The sequence below is a fragment of the Rhodopila globiformis genome (genome assembly GCF_002937115.1).
Lineage (GTDB): Bacteria > Pseudomonadota > Alphaproteobacteria > Acetobacterales > Acetobacteraceae > Rhodopila > Rhodopila globiformis.
Window position 1 is genome coordinate 1 of sequence record NZ_NHRY01000043.1, and the last position, 22,759, is coordinate 22,759.

General features: G+C 68.4%; 16 protein-coding genes. 9 read left to right on the forward strand and 7 right to left on the reverse strand.

Annotated elements, in window-relative coordinates; genetic code table 11:
• Positions 1-19 precede the first annotated feature (19 nt).
• Both CCS01_RS02880 and CCS01_RS02885 read right to left on the reverse strand, forming a co-directional pair.
• On the reverse strand, positions 20-1,264 hold the full coding sequence (locus CCS01_RS02880) for an LLM class flavin-dependent oxidoreductase (protein WP_104517325.1): 1,245 nt from the start codon (positions 1,262-1,264) through the stop codon (positions 20-22).
• Between the two features lie 112 nt (positions 1,265-1,376).
• Positions 1,377-2,231: a DUF2272 domain-containing protein gene (locus CCS01_RS02885; protein ID WP_158258194.1), complete on the reverse strand. Its 855-nt coding sequence runs from the start codon at positions 2,229-2,231 to the stop codon at positions 1,377-1,379.
• 133 nt (positions 2,232-2,364) lie between these two features.
• On the opposite strand from CCS01_RS02885, the gene CCS01_RS02890 reads away from it, so the two are divergent.
• Complete coding sequence (locus CCS01_RS02890; protein ID WP_104517327.1) at positions 2,365-3,363, forward strand: serine hydrolase; 999 nt, start codon at positions 2,365-2,367, stop codon at positions 3,361-3,363.
• Positions 3,360-4,136 (forward strand): M15 family metallopeptidase, encoded by a 777-nt coding sequence (locus CCS01_RS02895; protein ID WP_104517328.1) that lies wholly within the window; start codon positions 3,360-3,362, stop codon positions 4,134-4,136. Before CCS01_RS02890 ends, CCS01_RS02895 begins: the two co-directional genes overlap by 4 nt.
• Before the next feature lie 415 nt (positions 4,137-4,551).
• On the opposite strand, the gene CCS01_RS02900 is transcribed toward CCS01_RS02895, so the two are convergent.
• Both CCS01_RS02900 and CCS01_RS02905 read right to left on the reverse strand, forming a co-directional pair.
• Positions 4,552-5,304: an SDR family NAD(P)-dependent oxidoreductase gene (locus CCS01_RS02900; RefSeq protein WP_104517329.1), complete on the reverse strand. Its 753-nt coding sequence runs from the start codon at positions 5,302-5,304 to the stop codon at positions 4,552-4,554.
• A 116-nt stretch (positions 5,305-5,420) separates the two neighbouring features.
• A complete protein-coding gene (locus CCS01_RS02905) occupies positions 5,421-6,650 on the reverse strand; it encodes a GGDEF domain-containing protein (RefSeq protein ID WP_104517330.1) in 1,230 nt (409 codons plus the stop codon).
• A gap of 630 nt (positions 6,651-7,280) precedes the next feature.
• On the opposite strand from CCS01_RS02905, the gene CCS01_RS02910 reads away from it, so the two are divergent.
• Entirely contained in the window at positions 7,281-8,894 is a 1,614-nt protein-coding gene (locus CCS01_RS02910; protein ID WP_104517331.1) for an acyl-CoA synthetase, read from the forward strand.
• Between the two features lie 463 nt (positions 8,895-9,357).
• On the opposite strand, the gene CCS01_RS02915 is transcribed toward CCS01_RS02910, so the two are convergent.
• The 3 genes from CCS01_RS02915 to CCS01_RS02925 form a co-directional block, all read right to left on the reverse strand.
• The gene (locus CCS01_RS02915) at positions 9,358-11,154 is read right to left on the reverse strand and encodes a cyclic nucleotide-binding and patatin-like phospholipase domain-containing protein (protein WP_104517332.1); all 1,797 of its coding nucleotides are present in this window, start codon (positions 11,152-11,154) and stop codon (positions 9,358-9,360) included.
• 337 nt (positions 11,155-11,491) lie between these two features.
• Complete coding sequence (locus tag CCS01_RS02920) at positions 11,492-12,886, reverse strand: acyclic terpene utilization AtuA family protein (RefSeq protein WP_104517333.1); 1,395 nt, start codon at positions 12,884-12,886, stop codon at positions 11,492-11,494.
• Positions 12,887-12,896: 10 nt separating this feature from the next.
• Positions 12,897-14,024 carry a CaiB/BaiF CoA transferase family protein gene (locus CCS01_RS02925; protein WP_104517334.1) on the reverse strand — a complete coding sequence of 376 codons (1,128 nt, stop codon included), beginning with the start codon at positions 14,022-14,024 and terminating at the stop codon, positions 12,897-12,899.
• Between the two features lie 148 nt (positions 14,025-14,172).
• Here CCS01_RS02925 and CCS01_RS02930 point away from each other — a divergent pair, with 148 nt between their 5' ends.
• The 6 genes from CCS01_RS02930 (at position 14,173) to CCS01_RS02955 (ending at position 22,325) form a co-directional block, all read left to right on the forward strand.
• Positions 14,173-14,946 carry an alpha/beta fold hydrolase gene (locus tag CCS01_RS02930; protein ID WP_158258195.1) on the forward strand — a complete coding sequence of 258 codons (774 nt, stop codon included), beginning with the start codon at positions 14,173-14,175 and terminating at the stop codon, positions 14,944-14,946.
• Between the two features lie 13 nt (positions 14,947-14,959).
• The gene (locus CCS01_RS02935; RefSeq protein ID WP_104517336.1) at positions 14,960-16,147 is read left to right on the forward strand and encodes an LLM class flavin-dependent oxidoreductase; all 1,188 of its coding nucleotides are present in this window, start codon (positions 14,960-14,962) and stop codon (positions 16,145-16,147) included.
• A gap of 181 nt (positions 16,148-16,328) precedes the next feature.
• The gene (locus CCS01_RS02940) at positions 16,329-17,093 is read left to right on the forward strand and encodes a hypothetical protein (protein WP_104517337.1); all 765 of its coding nucleotides are present in this window, start codon (positions 16,329-16,331) and stop codon (positions 17,091-17,093) included.
• 68 nt (positions 17,094-17,161) lie between these two features.
• The gene (locus tag CCS01_RS02945) at positions 17,162-19,042 is read left to right on the forward strand and encodes an ABC transporter ATP-binding protein (protein WP_104517338.1); all 1,881 of its coding nucleotides are present in this window, start codon (positions 17,162-17,164) and stop codon (positions 19,040-19,042) included.
• Positions 19,043-19,407: 365 nt separating this feature from the next.
• On the forward strand, positions 19,408-20,175 hold the full coding sequence (locus CCS01_RS02950) for a glucose 1-dehydrogenase (RefSeq protein WP_104517339.1): 768 nt from the start codon (positions 19,408-19,410) through the stop codon (positions 20,173-20,175).
• 260 nt (positions 20,176-20,435) lie between these two features.
• The gene (locus CCS01_RS02955; protein ID WP_158258196.1) at positions 20,436-22,325 is read left to right on the forward strand and encodes a sensor domain-containing diguanylate cyclase; all 1,890 of its coding nucleotides are present in this window, start codon (positions 20,436-20,438) and stop codon (positions 22,323-22,325) included.
• Positions 22,326-22,759: the final 434 nt, after the last annotated feature.

The following is a 22,759-nucleotide window of genomic DNA, read 5'->3' on the forward strand; positions in this document are numbered from 1 at the left end:
CCAAACGACACCCACCCCATCAACCACCCCCCACTCGTTTCCTCAAAGAATCAAAGTCGGGCACATTGCTCGACGATGCCGCCAGCATCGGCGACTTCGTGACCGCGAGCGCGGCCGCTGCGTTCTCGTTCTCGTTGATCTTGGCCATCACCGCGTCCCGGGCGCGGTCGAAGTATTCTCGGTTGCTCGCCACGAACTCCCGCGATCGGCGCAGGCCGGCCAGGTAGCCGTTGATCTCGGGCACGACATAGCGCGCCACCATGTCCCAACTGCGCATGGTGTTCTCCGGGTTCGCCCAGTCGTGCACGAAGCCCACGACGGTGCCGAAGCCGCCGGAAATCTCCAGCACGGACTTGATGCGTTCGACCAGGTCGTCCGGCGTGCCGATCGTTGCGACGGCGGCGGAGGAGAACGCGGTCTTGTCCACGGCTTCGTCGGGCGTCTTGAACGGACGGGCGCCGGGGCGCTGCAGGGTGGCGGTGATGTATTCGTTGTGGTGACGGAACAGGCCGTCGCGCGCCTCGGACCGTGCCTTTTCCCGCGTCTCCGCGATGTGCCAGCTCAGCAGCACGCGCCAGTTGCGGCGATCGACCGTGGTGCCGTGCTTCGCCGCGGCGGCCTCGGCGAAGCCCCATTGCGTGGGCAGGGCGTTCAGACCCTCTTCCGACAGCGAACCGATCGAGATGATGCCGATGCCGTGCTTGCCGGCCAGCGTCATGCCCGACGGGCTGATCTGCGAGGCGACGGCGAACGGCATGTCGTCTTGCATCGGCAACAACTGCAGGGCGGCGTCGTTCAGCTGGAACCAGTCGGTCTTCGTGGTGATACGCTCGCCGCGGAACAGGCGGCGGATCACGCCGATGGCCTCGTCCTGGCGGTCGCGCAGCAGCATCGGATCGACGCCGAGCGTGTGGGCATCGGACGCCAGCGCGCCGGGGCCGGAGCCGAAGATCACCCGCCCGCCGGTCATCCAGTCCAACTGCACCATGCGCTGGGCGACGTTGAACGGATGATGATACGGCAGGGAGACGACGCCGGTGGCGAGCCGGATGCGCTTGGTCCGCTCGCCCGCGGCGGCCAGGAACATTTCCGGCGAAGCGATCATTTCCCAGCCGCTGGAATGATGCTCGCCGCACCAGAATTCGTCGTAGCCAAGCTTGTCGAGGTGCTCGACGAGATCGACGTCGCGGCGGAACTGCAGCAGCGGATGCTCGCCGATGGGATGGTGCGGGGCGAGGAAGGCGCCGAAGTTGAGACGGGGCATGCGTTTCGGATTCCGGATAAATGGCTATGATCAGCGCAGGATGGCCGAGGTTGCCCACGGTGGCAAATCGCCGCGCCGCGCGGCGCCGGATTTCCGCCGGGCAGCAGGCACGTCAATGATCGTACTGAATCCGCAACACAACGAACCACGGGTAGCGCGTATCGAGCACGTCACCCCTGGAATCAGCCAGCCGTCCGTCCGCCGTCACCGGCACGTGCTTCATCGTCACCGCGTGGTTGACGTTCCCGCCGATGACGCTGATCTGGCCCTTGCCGCGGGCGACGACCATGTCGCAATGCGCGGCGAAACGCGGGGCCGGCAGCCTGTCATATGTCATCGGCCGCCGGCTGGCGCGCGAGAAGCAGATCAGGTCTCCGGGAACCGGCGCATAGGCATCCACCCGCTCGGCGTACAGCGCCCAGCCTGAGGTCCGGCCAAGCGTCATGTCCTTCGCGATGTCGATATAGACGTAATGCGAGGCCGCATAGGGAAAGCGCCCCCCGGCGCCCGCGGTGCGCATGACGTAGCTGATGAAGGCGGCCGACCACGGATAAAAGCCGATCTGGCGGTCGGGGATTTCCCGGCCGGTCTCGTCGTGCAGCCCGGTCCACGCGGACTCCCGCCGATCGGCGTCCTGGCCGAGCCACCAGTACTCGCCGACGCGCTCCCATTCCCCCGGCGAGCGGCTCGGGGCGTCGTCCGGGTCCGGATCGGCGCCGTCACGCGGCGGGTCGTCGTACACGGGCCGGCCGAACAGGCGCCATTCCTGCCTGGCGATGGCGATCGCCTCGGTGCGGCTGAACCCCGCGTAGGACATGCGGGCGAACGGCGGCGAGTGTCCCGCCTCGGCGAGGAACTGCCCGGGCTGCGATGCCGGGCCGGCCTTCACGACCGGCGCGGGCCGGCCCCGCGAACAGGCCCCCAGGGTGAACGCCAGGGCGCAGATTATCGGAACCGCCGCACGCATCGAAAGCTGCATGGAGACCCTTGAACCGAACATCCGGCCGACGCGACGGCGGCCGGAACTGACCGATAGGTTTCGTCGGCCCTGGCCTGTATAAGACGCAACGCCCCCATTCCGCCAGACGAGACTGCCGCCGTTGAATGCCGCCGAACTCCTTGCCGCCGCGACCGGTCCCGTGGCCCGCGCCGTCTCCGCCTCGATCTGCGGCGCCGCCCTTGGGGTGGTCGCCGCAGGCGGGGACCGGGCCGTGGCGGTCTTCGGCCAGGCGCAGCGCGAGCCGGACCCTGCGCCGCTGCATCGCGGCACGTGGTTCGACCTCGCGTCGCTGACCAAGGTCCTGTTCACCACGCCGACCCTGCTGCAGCGCCTGGCGCAGGCGAACCTGGCGCTGGACGACAAGCTGGTGGCGGCCATCCCGGACCTGCGGCAGTACGACCTCCGGGCGGCGGAGCGCCAGTTGACGTTCCGCCAGTGCCTCAGCCACCAGACGCACCTGCCGGCGGTCGAGCCGCTGTACACTTATGGCCTGGAGCCGGCGACGCTGCGCGCCTTCATCCTGCAGCGGGTCTGGCAGCCCGGGCCGCCGGTCTATTCCGACATCAATTTCATGTTGCTGGGCATTGCCATCGAGCGGCTGAGCGGATGCCTGCTGGGCCATCTGCAACCGCCGCCCGGACTGACGTGGCGGCCCGTGCCGGCCCAGACGGCGGCGACCGAGCGCTGCACCTGGCGTGGCCGCGTGCTGCGCGGCGAGGTGCACGACGAGAACGCCTTCGCCCTGGGCGGCGCCGCGGGTCATGCCGGGCTGTTCGGCACGATCGACGGCGTGCTCGATGCCGCGCAGCGCCTGCTGCGAGGCGACGAGCCGTCGCACGCGCAGGTGCGGACGCGGCAATCGGCGACGCGGTGCCTGGGCTGGGAGGCGCGGCATGACGGCTGGTCCGGCGGCAACGCCTGCTCGGACCAGACGATCGGCCATACCGGCTTCACCGGCACCGGCGTGTGGATCGATGCCGGCCGCGGGCTGGCCTGGGCGCTGCTGAGCAACCGCGTGCACCCGACCCGCCACCGCGACACCGGCATCGACGCGCTGCGCCGGCAGGTCGGCGACCTGGTCGTTTCTGCGGCGTCGTGACCGGCGTCCGGTGGCGCCGCTGGGCCGCTTGCACCGCCCTGCTGGCGGGGGTTCCGGTGGCCTGCGCCGCGGCCTCGGTCGAGGATCTGGTCCGTGCCTATCCGGATGCCCTGGCGGGCTTCGACGGCGCCAACCTGATCTGGCGCGACGGCACCCGGATGCCGGTGTCGGACGGGCGGCCCGGCAAGAGCATGGCGGAGCAACTGCGGGCCGGCTCGATCCTCGACCAGTTGCGGTTGGCTTACGCCACCGACGCAGCGCCGCCGCCGCGGGAGGATCCGGGGCGGGTGCGGAACCGGGCGTTCTTCGACAAGATGTATGGCGACTGCAGGTCGGAGCAGGTGGCGCTGGTGCCGGTGATCTGGCTGCCGCACAGCTGGGGCCACGCCGTCAGCTTCACTCCGGTCAACGGCGCCGCCCGGCAACTGGCCGCGGTCTCGCGGGAGCTGGATGGGTTGCCGGCGGAGGATCGGAAGTACCTGTATCCGGTGGGTGGGACCTATGCCTGCCGCGCGGTCGCCGATACCGGGCAACGCAGCATGCATGCCTGGGGCGCGGCGATCGACATCAACCCGGCGTTCTCGGATTACTGGCGGTGGCACCGGTCGGGCGGTGGCGTCCCGGATTATGTCAATCGCATTCCATTGGAGATCGTTACGATTTTCGAACGGCATGGCTTCGTCTGGGGCGGCCGGTGGGCGCACTTCGACACCATGCACTTCGAGTACCGGCCGGAACTGCTGATCGGGCCGGTGTCCGGACGTCGTCGGTAATGTCAGGCGACGTCGCTCTCCAGAGGTCGCCCTGGCGGTGGAGCGCAAGCCATGGCAAGGGAGGCGAAGCGGCCGCGACCGCGTGGCATTCCTGTTCCGGCACGGTCGCGGCCCGGGATGGTGCGTTCCCGGCGGGGACAGCCCCGGCGGGGACAGCGTGGCTGATGGCGTATTTTTGCTCGCACAGAGACGAACTGAGGGCTGTGGAGGGCCGCTGAGGATCAGGGGGACGGCGTACGGGCTGGTGCGGTTGTTGCTGTTGTGGCAGGCGGGCTTATTGAGCCGGCCGGCCGCCGCGTCGCCCGATGGTGCTGGCCGCCACGCAGGCCGCACAGCGCCGTAACGTCTGCGCTATGGGCCTCAGCCCGCCGGCAGCTTGCGACAACAGGCCCGTTGTCTGCGCTCTGCTCGCCGGTCAGAACTGGTAGCGTCGCAGCCCGCCGTCCACCGGGATCACCGCCCCGGTGACGTACCGCGCCAGGGGCGAGGCCAGCCAGACGGCCATCACCGCCAGGTCCTCCGGCTCACCCCAGTAACGAACCGGGATTTCGGTTTCGGCGAAATGCGTGCGATAGTCTTCAGGATAATTGCGGCGGATCTGCTCGCTCATGATCCGGCCGGGCGGGATCGAGTTGACGGTGATGCCGAATTTCCCCACCTCCCGCGACAGGCCCTTGGCCCAGGCGTGCAGGGCGGCCTTGGCGGAGAAGGCGGCATTCAGGGTCTCCGGCTCGCTCTTGCCGGTGATGTTGATGACGCGGCCCCAGCGGTTGTCGATCATGCCCGGCAGCAGCGCATGCGCCAGTTGCCGCGGGCGGGTGAAATTCAGCGTCATCGCCTCGGCCCAGCGCTCTTCCGGCGCATCCACCGGCAGGACGCGGCTGCCGCCGGCGTTGTTGACCAGGATGTCGATGCGCCCGACGGCGTCCTGCGCCGCGCTGACCAGGCTGGCCGCACCGTCCTCCTGCATCAGGTCCTGTTGCACCGCCACCGGTCTTGGGTGCCCGGCGGCGGCGACCTCGTCCGCCATCGCGCGCAGCAGATCGAGCCGGCGGGCAACGGCGACGACCTGCACGCCCTCGGCCGCCAGCGCCTTGGCAATGGCGCGTCCGATGCCCATGCTGGCGCCGGTCACCAGCGCGGTCTTGCCTTGCAGTTGCAGATCCATGGCGGGGTGTCTCCTCTGCCGCAGATTGTCCACACCACAGGCACCGCCGCAACGCCCTTCCGGGCGGGTGCGTGCGGTGGACTGTGATCCGCCAGCGCCAGGGAGGCGACAGCCGCTTAAACGCCGAACATCGGCAGCTCCTGATCCTGCATGGCCGCGGCTTGGGTCGCCGCCGCATGCACCCGGTTCCGGCCGCTGCGCTTTGCGGTATACAACGCCGTGTCCGCCAGGGCGGTCAGTTGCTCCACCCGCGTCTCGAGAGCGGGGGTGAGGCAGGCGGCGCCAACGCTGATCGAGACCACGCCGAGTTCGCTGGCGTCGTGAATCAGCGCCCGGGCCAGGATTGCGGCGCGCGCCTGCTCGGCGATCACCACCGCGCCATCCAGGTCCGTATGCGGCAGGATGACGGCGAACTCCTCGCCGCCATAGCGGGCCAGCAGGTCGCCCGAACGATGGAGCATCGAGGCCACGGCGGCCGCCACGTCGCGCAGGCAGTCGTCGCCCGCCTGGTGGCCATAGAAATCGTTGAACGCCTTGAAATGGTCGATATCCAGCAGCAGCAGCGACATCGGCGCCTGATCGCGGGCGCAGTGGCGCCACGCGCGGACGGCTTCCAGGTCGAACGCACGGCGATTGGCCACGCCGGTCAGCGCATCGGTGGCAGCCAGCGTCTCCAGGTGCTGGTTGATCACCTCGAGCTCCTGCCGCGCGGCCTCCAGCTTCGCGACCAGGGCGGATTTCTCCTCGTCCTGCAGCAGCAGCCGCAGCGTCTTCTGGTTGAGGAACCTGGCCAGCTCCAGCGCTGCCAGGATATGGACGGCGACGAACGCGGCATAGACGTTCAGATAGACGTTGTCCGCGACCAGGCAGCAGGCCAGCAGCGGCGTCAGCGTCAGGAAGATCTGCCCGCCGGCGATGAGACGCACCGCATTGTTGCGCGCCGCGGCGCCAATGACGCAGGCCGACTGCGCGCCGATGATCATGATCACCAGGGTTTTTTGCGGTTCGGCGAGGATGACGACGCTCCAGGCGCCCCACCCCAGCGCGGTGAGCCAGCCGCCAATCAGGCTGCGCCAGACCCAGGCGCCGGGGTTGCCGGACTGCCGGGCCCGGGCATAGCGGCGGCTCTGGGACAGCCGCAGGGCGTAGCTGCCGCCGGCATAGGCCAGGGCCGCGAGGTACCAGGGCGAACCCGTGGCAATGTAGCCGACGAGGCCGAGCGCCGCGAAAACCATTGCGCCGACGAACATCGTGACGCCCTGCTCGAACAGGGTGTCGACCAACCGCCACGCCGTCGCGACGGAAAGGTCGTCGAATTCGTCCCAGTGGGTGGACAACCGCGGCATCGTCAGTCTCGCTTCAGCCCAGGGGTTTTGGTCCAGACTTCCTTCCGCCCGTTCACGGCCCGGTTCGCGGGATGGATGCCTGTAGCGGCGGCATCCCCCCGCGACGGCGCGCGCGCCCGAGGATGGACCCGGTGTTGCCCATTATCCGCGTCCGCCGGGCCGCGGTCGTCCGCGCCTCGGCAACGGAACAACACATCTGTGGGCGCCGCCTGCGGGACGGTTCGGCCCCTGGCCTGCTGCCGATGTGCATACAGGGATAATGTGCATACACGAGAAACCGGAAATCAATTTCGGAAATAGAATATTACCAAGGATGGGACAAAAGCGATACACAATGCTGCGATTTCACGCGATGCCGATCGTATTCATACCGCGCGCGTGGGAAATGCATACATATGGAACGACATCAAGCGCGGCCGGGGTGTGATCGCGCGCCGGTTACCGGGGTAATCACCTGCGCGGCGGCCCCGGACCAGCCGGCCGCACGCCGCGGACTTGCCGCCGCCGGGCCGGCACCCCGCGGATGTGGCGAGGAAATCCCGGCCGCGGCCGGTCCGCCGCGATTGGCAACAATGCGGCTCTGCCCTAGCCTCGCCACGGTGTCCGCCCTGCGGACCGGGAGGAATACACATGTCCATCTTCGAGCAGAACCTCGACCGCACGCCCGCCAACTACGTGCCGCTGTCCCCGGTGTCGTTCCTGTCCCGCGCGGCGCGGATCTGGCCCAACCGGGTGGCGGTGGTCCACGGCACGCGGCGGTTCACTTATGCGCAGTTCCTGGAGCGGGCGCGGCGCCTGGCCTCGGCGCTGGCGCGGGCGGGCGTGGGGAAGGGGGACACGGTGGCGGTCATGGCGCCTAATACGCCGCAGATGCTGGAGGCGCACTACGCCGTGCCGATGCTGGGCGCCGTGCTGTGCGCCATCAACATCCGCCTCGACGCCGCCACGGTCGGCTTCATCCTGCGCCATTCCGAGAGCAAGGTGGTGCTGGCGGATACCGAGTTCGCCGCGGTGATGGCCCCGGCGCTGGACGGGCTGGACCTGACGGTCGTGGATATCGACGACGCCGGCGGCGACCGCATCGGCACCGTGGAGTACGAGGGCTTCCTGGCCGCCGGCGACCCTGGGCATCCGGTGCGGCTGCCGGACGACGAATGGCAGGCGATCGGCCTGAACTATACCTCCGGCACCACCGGCAACCCCAAGGGCGTGGTGGTGCATCACCGCGGCGCCTACCTGAACGCCTCGGCCAACGCCCTGGCGTTCGAGCTGTCGCCGCGCAGCGTCTATCTGTGGACGCTGCCGATGTTCCATTGCAACGGCTGGAGCTACACCTGGGCGGTGACGCTGGCGGGCGGCACGCATGTCTGCCTGCGGCGGGTCGAGCCGGCGCCGATCTTCGCCGCCATCGCCGAGGAGGGCGTGACGCACATGTGCGGCGCGCCGGTGGTGCTGTCGATGCTGATCCACGCCCCGGAAACGGCCCGCCGCAGCTTCCCCCAGACGGTGCGGATCGCCACCGGCGGCGCGGCCCCGGCCTCGACGGTGATCGCCCAGATGGAGGCGATGGGCTTCGAAGTGACGCACCTGTACGGCCTGACCGAGAGCTACGGCCCTTCGGCGGTGTGCCTGTGGCAGCCGGGGCTGGAGGACCTGCCGATTGACGCCAGGGCGGCGTTCATGGCCCGCCAGGGGGTGAACATGCCGATGCTGGAGGAGGCCGCGGTGCTGGACCCGGCGACGATGCGCAGGCTGCCGGCGGACGGCACGTCGATGGGGGAACTGATGCTGCGCGGCAACACGGTGATGAAGGGCTACCTGAAGAACCCGGCAGCGACCGAGGCCGCCCTCGCCGGCGGCTGGTTCCACACCGGCGACCTGGCGGTGATGCACCCCGACGGCTATGTCGAGCTGAAGGACCGGGCGAAGGACATCATCATCTCCGGCGGCGAGAACATCTCGTCGCTGGAGGTCGAGGAGGTGCTGTACAAGCACCCCGCGGTGATGGAGGCCGCGGTGGTGGCGCGGCCGGACGAGAAGTGGGGCGAGACGCCACAGGCCTTCGTGACCCTGAAGCCGGGCATGGAGGGCACCAGCGCGGCGGACATCGTCGCCTGGTGCCGCGAGCGGATGGCGCACTACAAGTGCCCCCGCTACGTGACCTTCGGGCCGCTGCCGAAGACCTCGACGGGGAAGATCCAGAAGTTCGACCTGAGGGCGAGGGCGCGGGGGGAGTTGGGGTAGGAGGCCCGTGGCGGCCGTCCCTGGCTGGCGAGGCTGCGGTGTGAGGTGGTGCGTCCCTGGCGGGGACAGCCTGGATGATGGCGTATGATTGTTCGCACAGAGAAAAAGCTGAGGGCGGCGGAGTGCCCCAGAGGATCAGGGGGACGCCGCACGGCCCGGTGCGGGTGCTGCCGTTGTGCCAGGCAGGGTCATCTGGTTACGCCCGGGCGGCGATGTCCGAGGCCGTCCGCTGGAACACTGAAGATCGTCTTGCGCTTCGCGCGCAGCGCCATGATTACTTCCCTGTGGCCCTCTGCGGCGCTCGGTTGTTTCTCTGTTGTTACATTTTAGGACGATCCGGCCGCACGCCCACCGCCGGTGACCCGCCGCGGTCAACCACCACGCAGGCCATGCCGCCGGCCCACCGCGTCCCCAGCTCCCAGGCTGTGCGCGCCTCCGGGGAAATCGCTCCGCTGCATCTCCCCTACCGGATTCGCGCCAGGGCGGCCTTGATCTGGTCCAGTTGCCCGATGGCGGCCTGATAGCCTGCTTCGATCGCCCGTTCGCGCGTGTTCCAGTCGAACAGCCCGATATCCTCAACCGCCGGCTTCAGCAGCACGTCGCGGTCGGGGCGGATCTGGTTCGCCGCCGTATCGCTGCCGATGGTGCCGACGCGCCACAACAGATCCAGGATGCTCGGCAGGACCGTCTCGCCGTCGGCTCTCGCCTGCTGCTCGAGCGTGGCGCCGACATCCACCGCGATCACCGACGCCACGCCGAAATCATGGATCGCGTCGGTCGGCATGTTGTTGAGCACGCCGCCGTCGACGTAAACCGCATTCCGTTCCATGATCGGCGGACAAATCCCCGGCACCGCGGACGTCGCGCGCAGCCAGGTGACCAGCGGCCCCGTCCGGTGGACGGCCGCGACCCCATCGGTCAGGTTCGTGGAGACGCAGAACAGCGGTATCGGCGCATCCTCGATGCTGAAACTGCCGAAGCAATGGCCGAGCGTGCGGACGAAGGCGCGCTCGGAATACAGCGCCGTCCGCGGCACCACGGCGAAATCGGTGAACCGCCGGCGGTTGAAGGCCATGGCGAGGGCGCGGACGGTGGTGGCCAGGTTCCACTCCAGCGCGAACACCGCCGCGACGATGCCGCCAACGCTGGTCCCGCCGATGGCGTCCACCGGGATGCCATGTTCCGCCAGGGCATGGATGACGCCGATATGGGCCAGCGCCCTGGCGCCGCCGCCGGACAACACCAGGCCGACGCCGCGCCCGGCGATCAGCCGGCTTGCCCGTTCGAAATCGAGGTCGCAGCGAATATGATAATGCCGGCTCGGGTTCACCGACTTCAGCCATTGCGTGGTCCGCGCCGGCACGATGCCGTCCTGCCAGAGCAGCATCAGCGACAGCGGCGTATCGCGCGGGACCTCCAACTGGCCGCCGCCCATGGCCGGGCCGTCGCCGGGATCGGCCTCGCCGTGCGCCAGCAGCACGATGCGGTCGCTTTGCCGGATGCAGAAGCGGGTCCAGACCGTGTGGCCGTACTCGGCCTGGAACAGGACGAAATCGGAGCACTTTTCGATGTCGGACAGCCAGCCCGGGCTTTGCTCCGCGGTCTGCCCGGGGGCCACGACGGCAACCTTGCCGAACGCCTCGAGGTTGACGGCGATCTGCTGGACAACCGGCCCGATGTCGAGCGTGCCGTCCGCCGGCACGAAGCAGAAGGTATGGAACTTCGGCAGGCGCGCCGAAGCCGTCTGCACGCCCTGCAGCCGTTGCACGGCACCGGAACAGACCGCCATCAGGACGCCAGGGCAGCGGGCGGCGACTGCATGCAGATCCTGTCGCGCGATGCGCAGCAACTCGCTGTTGCGCAGGGCACGGACGGTGATCGTCTCGGCCGCGCCGGTCAGGAAGCCGATGTCGCCGATGACGTCGCCGGCACCGAACCGCTCGGAACCGCCGGCCCGTGGCTGACCCGCGGCGAACTGTCCGGTCACGACGACATAGACGGCCTCGGGCTGCTCGCCTTCCACGATCAGGGAGATGCCGGCCGGGACCGATACCAGCGAACAGATTGCGGTCAGGGCTTCGATCGATGCGTGATCCGCGAGCGGGAACGCACGACGCAGGTCGGCGGCCCAGGCGCCAAGGGTCTTGTCCTCGTAAATCGCTGGCCGGCCGGCCGATGCGGAATAACGGGCCAGCCAGCGATCCGGCCTGTACGGATACAGCTTCAAAGTACTGAAAAGACCGGCTTTCCACTCCAGCATAAGAAACCCTTGGCAAGTCCCGGCGCAGCGATTCGTCCGTGCCCTACTCAGGAGTATGGGTGGCCAGGGTGGCCTTGCGGTGCCAATTGTTCGTTATCATGCGGAGCAGCCCGGCCAGGCCGTGTCAATAAATTGTGCCATGATTCTCGGCGGCAGGCCACTATCCAGGGCCGGAACGCCCGTTCGTGGTACCGGCTCCGGCGGCATCCGCGGGCGCCGCGTCCCGGCCCATGCTGGCGCAGCCATGGTCGCGCCCGGTCGATGACCGGTGGCAGGCCGGCCAGCCTGGCAGCGGATGGCGGTATTGTTAAGTTCAAGTAACAAGGACGCCGGCTGGTCAGACCGTCTCGATCTCCACCGGAAACAGCGCATCCGCGTCGTCCACGCGCAGCAGGTGGTAGACGTTGAAACGATAGGCCGGACCCAGCGACACCTCCGGCGGCGTGAACGGGAACGCGACGTTCCCGGCGGTGGAAAGCCGCCCCGGGTAGCCGTAATGCAACAGGAACTGCTTGCAGCTGCGCACGACTTCCGCGGCCCGCGCGGCCGTCGGCGCGATGCATTCGCCCATGATGAACACCTCGCCGGGCGGCGGTTCGTCCTGCGGCACGATCATGCGCACGCCGTCGACGCCATAGACGCGGAAGCGCAGCGTATAGTCCGGTGGCCGATCCTCGCAGACCAGTCCCTGGACCAGGTCCGCCACCTTCGGCAGCAGCGCCTTGCACTGCGCGATGAACCGCGGGTCCGCCGAGCCGCACAGCAGCACGGCCCGCTCGCCGATTTTGCGGGCGCCTTCCAGCTTGATCGTCGGCTGTGTCGTGTCGCGCCACCGCGCGCCGCTGACGCGGGCGCGACGGTCGTCCAGCGCGTCGTAGCGGGCCTGCGACAGGTCCAGCGTGCCGTCGGGCTCCTGCATGGTGAACGGGTCGCCCTGCTCGTACAGGCTGTGCGCCGCCACCGATGTCGGCGTCGCCCGTCGTTCCGGATTCATGCTTTCCAGGGTGAAGCCGTCGTGGTCCAGCTCCGCCAGGATCGGGTCGCGGCCGCCGGGCACGCAGCATAACGAGCCACACTCGATGATCTTGGCCATGTGCATGGCAAGACCGACGGGAAAGCCCAGCAGCGCCGGCAGCGAGGCGAAAATCGCGGTGTCGCAGGCCCGGCCGGCGACGATCACGTCGACGTCGGCCGCCAGCGCCCTGCGGAACGGCCCCATGCCCATCTGGCCGACGATGTTGGAGGCTGCGGCGACCTCGTCTTCCGTCAGCGGCGGCATGCCGTCGAAACCGCTGACCTTGCCTGCGCGGATTGCCGCCAGCAGCAGCGCGCGGGGGATGTCGGCGCGCATCACCGCCATGCGGAAGCGCAATCCGTCGGCGCGGGCGATGTCGCGCAGCATCGCCAGCGTCGCGTCCAGATGCGGCGCCGCGCCGGCCGAACCGGCCGAGCCGATGACCAGCGGCGCATCCAGGCCGCGCGCCGCACGCAGCACCCGCCGCAGGTCCCGCCGCGTCGCCTCCGGCGCCGTCGCCATCTCGCCTTTTCCCAGATAGGCCGGCCCGATGTCGATCGATCCCATGTCGCAACCGATCAGGTCCGGGCGGCGGGCGATGCCGGCGTCGAAGGAGGCGGCAGGGATGCCGTAGCCGAGCTGGCCGGAGGCGCCCAGCAGACGCATCGGCCTTCGAACGTTACGGAATTCGCCGATGATGCGGCCGGAAGCGCTCATGGAAACTGCCTCAGTCCGAAAACTCCGCCCGGATCGCCGCGCTGTGGGCGCCGATTGCCGGCACCGGGCCCAAGCGCGGAGTCTCGCCCGTCCGGATCACCGCCGGCGCAACGATCTCCGCCACGCTGCCGTTCGGCAGAGCGACCCTGGCCCGTCGCAATGCCGGGTGCCGGCTCAGCGCCGCGAGGTCGTTGACGAAGCCATATGCCGTGTTGGACGCCCGCAACTTCGCCGCCGCCTGATCCCGTGTCAGCGACGCGCACATCGCGGCGACACGCGCGTCCACCGTGGCGCGGTTGGCGACGCGGACCGGATTGCTCTCGAAACCGGGCTGCTTCGGCAGATCGGGTTCATCCAGGAAGCCGGCGCAGAACGTCGCCCATTCACGTTCGTTCTGGATGGCGATCAGCACCAGCGCGCCGTCCCTGGTTGCAAACGCGCCGTACGGGCAGATCGAGGGATGCGCCAGGCCCAGCCGCTGCGGCGCCTGCCCGGTGCCCTCGAAATACAGCAGCGGCACGTTCATCCAGTCGGCCACCGCGTCGAACAGGCTGATCTTGAGCCTCTTGCCGCGCCCGGTGATGCCGCGCTCGATCAGCGCCTCCAGCACCCCGGTATAGGCGTTCATGCCGCAGCCGACATCGGCGATGGAGACGCCGACGCGGCCCGGCCCTTCCGGACGGCCGGTCACCATTGCCAGCCCGGCCTCGGCCTGCACCAGAAGGTCATACGCCTTCATTGAGGCATAATCGCCGGTGTCGCCGTAGCCGCTGATGTCGACCGTAATCAGCCGCTCGTACCGCGCCTGCAACGCATCCGACCCGAACCCGGCCCGTGCCGCCGCGCCGGGCGCCAGGTTCTGGATGAACACGTCGGCCCGGGCCAGCAGCCGGTGCAGCAGCGCCGCGTCCCCGGGCTGCTTGATGTCGGCGACCAGGCTTTCCTTGCCGCGGTTCAGCCAGACGAAATAGCTCGACTGCCCGTGCACGGCGCGGTCGTAGCCGCGGGCGAAATCGCCTTCGGGGCGCTCGATCTTGATCACGCGCGCGCCGGCGTCGGCAAGGCGGGACGAGCAATAGGGGGCGGCGACAGCCTGCTCCAGCGAAACGACGAGCAGGCCTTCCAGCGGCTTCGGCATGGTCTTCATCCTTGTCGGCGGCGGGCACGGATCCCGGCGGCGCAAGGGGATCATGTCGGCCCGGTGCAGGCAACCCCGCCCGCTGCGGTTGCTCCGGCCGGGCGGGCAGGTAAACTCAAATCCAACGACAGGAACAGGGAGGAACGGCATGGGCCGGCACATCACCGTCTCCGGCGTCGCGCTGGAGATTGAGGAGAAAGGGCAGGGGCGTCCGCTGCTGTTCCTGCATCCCGGGGAAGGGCTGCAGCCGGATCGTCCGTGGCTCGATCGGCTCGCGCGGCACCATCGAGTCATCGCGCCCCACCATCCCGGCTTCGGCGGATCGGCGTTGCCGGACTGGCTCGGCACGGTCGATGATCTTGCCTATCTCTATCTCGACCTGGCCGCGGCGCTGAAGCTGGAGAACGCGGTTCTCGCCGGCGCCTGCTTCGGCGGCTGGGTGGCGGCGGAAATCGCCGTCCGCAACACGCGGCGTTTCGCCGGCCTGCTGCTGTCCGCGCCGCTGGGCATCAAAGTCGGCGGCGTAACGGACCGCGACATCACCGACATGCACGCCATTCCGCGCGCGGACTTCATGCGCCTCGCCTGGGCCGATCCGGCGAAGGGGGAGATCGACTATACGCAACTGCCGGAAACGGAACTGGCCGCCATCGCCCGCGGGCGGGAGGCATTGTGCGTGTTCGGCTGGAAGCCTTACATGCACAATCCGCGGCTGAAGCGCTGGCTGCACCGCATCGACATCCCGGCGCACCTGCTGTGGGGCGAGCAGGACGGCATCGTCCGGCTTGCCTACGGCGAGGCATGGAAGGCGGAAATCCCCGGCGCCACGCTGGAGACGATTCCCGCCGCCGGACACTACCCGCACTGGGAGCAGCCGGAGGCGTTCGACCGCGCGCTGCTTGCGTTCACCCAGCGACTGTGAAGGAGCCACCGCCATGCGCACCTGGTATTTCTCGGAAATGGCGTACCACCCAGCGTGGGAAAAGGGCCTCGCGCGCGGCTCGCTGCGGGTGAACTTTCCCAACGAAATCGTCGATCCGCGCGAAGCCGGCGCCCTGCTGAACCGCTACCTCGACGAGTTCGCCCTGTGCGACGAGGCCGGCCTCGACATCATGGTGAACGAGCACCACAGCACCGCCACCTGCATGACCGTCTCGGTGCCGATGGCGCTGGCGGTGATTGCGCGCGAAACCAGAACCGCCCGGCTGCTGACGCTGGGCAACCCGATCGCCAACCGCCCCGATCCGGTGCGGGTCGCCGAGGAGATGGCTTGGCTCGACTGCCTGTCCGGCGGGCGGCTGGAGATGGGGCTGGTGAAGGGCGCGCCGTACGAGATCGCGCCGGCCAATTCCAACCCCGGGCGGCTGATGCGCCGCTACTGGGAGGCGCACGACCTGATCCTGAAGGCGCTGTCCACGCATGATGGCCCGTTCTCCTGGGAGGGCGAGTTCTTCCAGTACCGCAACGTCAACATCTGGCCGCGGCCGATCCAGCAGCCGACGCCGCCGGTGTGGATGACGGGCATGAGCGTGGAGACCGGGAAGCTGGCGGCGGAGAAAGGCCATGTCGTCGGCACCCTGCTGTCGGGCGGGCTGGCGAAGCCGATGTACGACGCCTACCGCAAGCGCGCCCGCGAGCTTGGCTGGGAAGCCGGTCCCGACCGCATGGCCTATGCCGCCATTGTCGGCGTCGGCACCACGCGGCAGGAGGGGCTGCGCCGCGCCGACAGCATCGCCGACTATGTGCGCACCGCGCCGGTGGTGGCCGAACCGTTCACCAATCCGCCGGGCTACAACTCGATCGCGGCCAACGTCGCCATGCTGAAGGCCGGTCCGCGGGCGCATCGGCTTGTCACCGATCGCGACGGCCAGCCGATTGACCATCGCACGGCGACGGTGCAGCAGTTCATGGACACCGACACGGTGTTCGCCGGCACACCGGACGACGTGTTCGCCCAGTTGCAGGCGTTCAACACCCGCATGGGCGGCGTCGGCCACCTGCTGTTCTTCGGTCAGGGCGGCTACCTGTCGCACCAGGACGCCAGGGCGAACATCACGCTGTTCGGCAAGGAGGTGGCGCCGCGCCTGCGGGAACTCGGCGCTCCGGCGGAGGCCGCCGCCTGATACTTGCCGACGTAACGGCGTGTTTTCTTGACCGTACGAGTCCTTCGCGACAGCGTGGGGCGGCGCATGCAATTCCTGCATGCCTTTTTATGGGATGGCGCTTGCCGGCGCCGCTCCCGCTGACACCCGGACTTATCGGCTGCCAAAACGATAACAAATCGATAATCGGGGAGAAACGCACATGCTCAAGACCCGTGTCGCCGCGTGGCTGTCGCAGTCGCTCGGCATCGGCACGATCGCCGGCCTGGCCCTGACGGCCGCGGCCGTCCCGGCCAGGGCCGCGGACCACGCTCCGCCGCCGCCGCCCTATGAACTGACCGGGATGAACGGCGTCGGCATCAGCGTCGTGTGGGATGAAGCCGCCATCCGCAAGGCGCTGCCGCCGGGGATCGAGCCGGCCAAGGGCATGACCGGCGGCATCAACATCTACAGCGTCCGGCACGGAAACGGGATTGCTCCCTATTCGGCAGCCTATCTCTACGTCGACGTCGAAGGCTACGACTCGCCCGAGGGGATCAAGGGGCGCTGGATGCTGGCCGGGATCTATGGCCCGGAACCGAAGACGTCTGCCGCGCTGAAGGAATACAACGGGCTTCCGGTGCGTCCGGGCACGTCCCGCCTTGAACCGACCGCGGACGGCAAGCGCGCCATCGGCATTTTCGACGGAAAAGAGATCGTTACCGCGGAAATCAAACCGGTGCCGAACGGATGTGCCCCGGCCGCCGCCGAGCTGAATTACCTGTCGCGGTCAACGGAAACCGGGCAGGTCGTCGTCACGAAAATCCCGTTCGCCGGCGACGTTTGCAAGGCGAACCTGGTGTCGGCGGAGCTGACCGCGCCATCGGGCGATGCGTTCGCGGCCTACCGGATCGCCAGGCCTGTCGGGGCCAGCGAATTCCGCAACGGCGCGTTTGCCTTCAGCGCCCCGGTGCCGGCCGGGAAATAACGGCTGATAGCAGCGCTCCTGCAAGCTTTGATTGACGAAGCGGCCAACAGGGTCCACCGCTGATCCTTATGTTGCGCCGCTTCGAAGCCCTGCTTGACCCCACCGCCGATGCCCCCGCGCCACCGCCGACCGCCGGCCTGGTTCGTTTCTACTGGCACTATATCCGCCAGGTCGGCCGCCTGACCGTCGCCCTGTTCGTCTGCGGCGGCCTGATCGCCGTGCTCGACACGATGATCCCCACCTTCATCGGCCGCGTCGTCAGCCTGATCTCCAGCCACACGCCGCAGACCCTGTTCCGCGACGCCGGCTGGAGCTTGATGGGCATGGCCTTCGTGCTGCTGGTGATCCGGCCGCTGACGTTCGTCGCGCACGCCATCCTGGTGAACCAGATCGTCAATCCCGGCTTCTCCAACATGATCCGGTGGCAAAACCACTGGCACGTGGTGCGGCAAAGCTGGACGTTCTTCCAGAACGATTTCGCCGGCCGCATCGCCAACCGCGTGCTGCAGACCGGCCCGGCGCTGCGCGAGAGCCTGGTGATGGCGTTCGACGCCGCCTGGTACATCCTGGTCTATGGCTCCAGCGCGCTGGTGCTGCTGGGGCGGCTGGACTGGCGCCTGACCCTGCCGCTAGTGGTCTGGTTCGGCCTCTACGCCGTCATGCTGCGCTGGTTCGTCCCCAGGCTGCGCGACCGGTCCCGCCGCGTATCGGAAATGCGCTCCAGCCTGACCGGGCGCATCGTCGACAGCTACACCAACATCCTGACGGTGAAGCTGTTCGCCCGCGCCGCCGACGAGGACGCCTTCGTCCGCGACGCCATCGACGAGCACACCGACGCCATGCGCGCCCAGACCCGCATGACCACAGCCTACACCAGCACCCTGATGATGATGAACGCCAGCCTGATCGTGTCGATGGCGGCGCTGGCGCTGTGGCAGTGGTCCGCCGGGCGGATCGCCATCGGCGCCGTCGCCACCGCCATTCCGCTGGCCTGGCAGCTCAACAACATCGCCGGCTGGGTCGCCCGCAGCGTCACCGCGATCTTTGAGAACATCGGCACGGTGCAGGACGGCATGCGCTCGATCGACGTCCCCCGCCAGATGCCCGACCCGCCGGAGGCCGCGGAGCTGCGCGTCACCGGCGGCGGCATCCGCTTCGAGGCCCTGCACTTCGACTACGGCCGCGTCCGCAACCTGGTATCCGAGGTCGCGCCGGCGGTGCTGCACGGCATCGACCTGGACATCGCTCCGGGCGAGCGCGTCGGCCTGGTCGGCCCGTCCGGCGCCGGCAAATCCACGCTGGTGAACCTGCTGCTGCATTTCTTCGACCCCGCCGCCGGCCGCATCCTGATCGACGGCCAGGACATCGCCGGCATCACCCAGGAAAGCCTGCGCCGCCACATCGCGATGGTGACGCAGGACACCTCGCTGCTGCACCGCTCGATCCGCGAGAACATCCGCTATGGCCGGCCAAACGCCTCGGACGCCGAGATCGTCGCCGCCGCCAAACGCGCCGCGGCGCACGAGTTCATCCTGGGTCTGGAGGACTGGCACGGCCGCCGCGGCTACGACGCGCACGTGGGCGAGCGCGGCGTGAAGCTGTCCGGCGGGCAGCGGCAGCGGGTGGCGCTGGCGCGGGTAATCCTCAAGAATGCGCCGATCCTGGTGCTGGACGAGGCCACCTCGGCGCTGGATTCCGAGGTCGAGGCGGTCATCCAGGAACAGCTCGATGCGCTGATGGAAGGCCGCACCGTCATTGCCATCGCCCACCGCCTGTCCACCATCGCCCGCATGGACCGGCTGATCGTGCTGGACGCGGGACGGATCGTCGAAACCGGCTCCCACGCCGAATTGCTGCGGCGCAACGGGGTCTATGCGCGCCTGTGGCGGCGGCAGTCAGGCGGGTTCGATCCCGCCGCGGTCCGCAACGGCGTCGAAATCGCCGAGTAATACGGTTCCCGGGAAACATTGCCGGTTTCGTCACTCTTCAGGCCGACCCGTCAGGCCAACGCAGGCGCGCCAACTGTCGCGGGACAACGGCCAGAATCTTCCGGGTGCTGCATAATACCAAGCGCCCGAAATTCTGGCACGTTGGCACCGGCCTCTCATCGTTATGCCGGGCGAAGGCCTGGCATCCAAGCTTTACGGTGTTGAAGCCGCGAAGGCGTGTATGGCGGCCAGAAGCCTGTGCCCGGGCTCTTGGCCCGGGTAGCCGCCATGATGGTTGAAGCGTCCGTACCAGAATGACAACCGCGCCGAGGATTGAAATTCAGGACCCGGTGCGGAATCCTGCCGGCGCAACAGGAGGAAACGTCATGACCGGCCTATTGGATGGCAAAATCGCCCTGGTGACGGGCGGTGGCAACGGCATCGGGCGCGAAACGTCCCTGGCCTTTGCCCGCGAAGGCGCCCGCGTCGCGGTGGCGGATTACGAGGCGGGCGCCGCCGCGGAGACCGTCAGCCTGATCAACGCCGCCGGCGGCCAGGCGATCAGCCTCTCGGGCGACGTCACGGCCGCCGCGCAGGTGCAGGCGATGCTGGACGCCACCATCGCCGCCTACGGCCGGCTCGACTGCGCGTTCAACAATGCCGGGATCGCGCCGTACCAGGTGGATTCCTTCGGCCAGCTGACGCATGAATGGTCGGAAGCCTCGTTCGACCGGATGATCGAGGTCAACCTCAAGAGCGTCTGGCTGTGCATGAAGCACGAGCTGCCGCTGCTGCGGCAGGCCGGCGGCGGCGCCATCGTCAACACCGCCTCGATCGCCGGGCTGGTCGGCCTGAAAACCTCCGGCGCCTATGTCGCGGCGAAGCACGCCGTCATCGGCCTGACCAAGACCGCCGCAATGGAGTACGCCGAGGACGCCATCCGGGTGAACGCCGTCTGCCCCGGCTTCATCGCCACGCGCATGACGGCGCGCACCCGCGAGCAGCGCGGCGACGCCATCATCGAGCGCACGCCGATGCACCGCTTCGGGGAACCCCGGGAAATCGCCGAGATGGTGGTCTGGTTGTGCTCCAGCCGGGCCAGCTTCGTCACCGGGGCGGCATACCAGGTGGACGGCGGCTGGACGGCGACGTAGGCCATAGGGCCTTCCGTCGCCAAAACCCGGCGGAACCGTTGGGCTGACACCACGTGCGCGGAATGCCAGACGGTACTATCACGCAACATGATCGCAGCCAGGTCGTGCTTGAGAAGCAAAACGAAATCTCTTCGTTATTGTCACGGCACCGTGGTAGTACCGGGCGGGCGGCCAGCCGCCGCGTCCTGGCCGCAATTGACGTCGTGATGAATCCAGAACTTGTGCGACATTTCAGCCGGATCCGGCCTCGCCTTCTCCGGATGCTGCTGCCGATCGGCCCGATCCTGCTCAATGTCCTGGCGTTTGGCGCGCTGTGGGTGATCGTCGACGCCCGCAACCAGGCACGGGACCGGGCCGTGCTCGAGGCAGCGAACCTCACCACCCTGGTCGAGCGTGAGATCGCCAGGAGCATCGGTTCCGTCGACCTCTCCCTGCAGGCGGCAATCCAGGCACGCGCGTTGCCGGGCATCGGCAGCGCGGACCCGGCGATCCGGCAGGCCGCCCTGTTCGGCGGGGCCGCGGGCGTGCCCTATCTCGGCGGGCTGATGATCACCAACGCGGCCGGTGACCGGGTTTACGAAGCGGCCACGGCAGTGGCGCGGCCAGGCAACGTGTCGGAGCGGGACTATTTCCTGGTGCAACGCGAGCGCCCGGATGCCGGGCTGTACATCAGCCGTCCGTTCCGGCGCATGCCCGGCGGCGACTGGGTCATTGCGATCAGCCGGCGGCTGCCCTCGCCTGATGGGCGTTTCATCGGCGTCGCCGCCGGGACGCTGAAGCTGGCCGGATTCGCCGACATCGTGCGGGGCCTCAGGCTTGGTGAGCGCAGCGCGGTGACGGTACTGAGAACCGACGGCACCATCATCGCCCGATTCCCGTCGGATGGCAGCCTGACGGGCACTCGGCTGCCGAACTCCAGGGTCCTGGCCCGATTGTCGGCCACGCCCTCCGGCGAGTTCGAGGACGTTTCGGTCATCGACCGCATGCCCCGCCTCTATGCCTACCGGCAAATCGGCGACTATCCGCTCGTGGCGGTCACGACGGTTCCGCTGGATACCGTCTATGCCGCCTGGTTCGGCAAAGCACTGCAGGTCGCGGCGGTCGTCGTCGCGCTGGGTGGCAGCGCCATGCTGCTGGTCATGCTGCTGCGGCGCGAAGTGGCACAGCGCGACGTGGCCGAGCGGACAGCCAGGGCCAGCGAGGAACAGTACCGTGCCCTGGCCGAGCATGCCAGCGACGTCATCCTGCGCATCGGCATGGACCTGATCTGCCGCTACGTGTCGCCCGCGGCGCTGTCCATCGGCGGCTATCATCCGGAGGAGGTTGTCGGACAGCCTTGCCTGCCGCTGCTGCATCCCGACGATCGTCCGGTCGTGCTGCAGATGTTCGAGCGGCTGCGCCATGAACGCGCCGGCTTGCAGGTCACCTCGATCTACCGGATCTTTCACAAGAACGGATCGATCATCTGGATCGAGACGCACAGCTCGCTGATCCGGAATCTGCTGACCGGCGAGGCCGAGGAAATCGTGACGATCGCGCGCGACATCACCGCGCGCAAGCACACCGAGGACGCGCTGGCCGCGGCAAGCGACGAGCTGGCCCGGCAGGCGACGACGGATGCGCTGACCGGCGTTGCCAACCGCCGGCAGTTCGACGCCCGGCTTGACCAGGAATGGTCCCGGGCTGTCCGCTCGGGCCAGCCGCTGTCATTGCTGATGCTCGATGTCGATCATTTCAAGCTGTACAATGACCGCTACGGTCACCAGCGGGGCGACGAGGTGCTGCGGGTCGTTGCCAGGACCATCGGCGGCATCGCGCGGCGGCCGGGCGACGTCGCGGCCCGCTATGGCGGCGAGGAGTTCGCGGCCATTCTTCCCGACACGCCCGCCGAAGGGGCCGTGCAGGTTGCGGACGCCATCCTGGATGCGGTGGCGGCCTGCCGGATTCCCCATGACCGCAGCGGCACGGGAACGGTGACGATCAGTGTGGGCGTCGCAACGGCCATCCCGGCGAAGGATGCCTCGGCGGTGGCCCTGGTCAGCAGGGCCGATCGGGCTTTGTATGGTGCGAAGGCGCAGGGGCGTAACCGGATCGTATGTTTTGAAACAGCGGATTGGCGGGAGCGTGCCGCGAACGGCATCGCGCCATAGGGCCCATCAGGGAAGGCTCTTGTTGGATTTCGGGGTGGTGATACCAACCCGCGAAAAGAATCACCCATCGATGTTGGCCTCCAGACCCGGATGAAAGGCGCTTCGCGACCGTGGATGAGTGATTCTTTATGCGGGCTGGTATGAGACGCTTCACCGCCCATCCGGAACCCGGCAGGTTCCTTGAAAACCGCAACCGAGCGTCCCGGCAACGATCGGCGCGCGGCCGACCCTATGTTCGGAGGTCCGGTTCACCACCGGCCCATCTGCGTTCATCTGCGTTCATCTGCGTTCATCTGCGTTCATCTGCGGTTCCTGAATCAGCGTGGCGGCGGGAGGGATGTTCCAACGCCTCTGTGCTGCGCCAAAGCAGAAATGGAACCGCAGATGAACGCAGATGAACGCAAATGCAGCAGGGCTGTTGCCGCAGCGGGGGC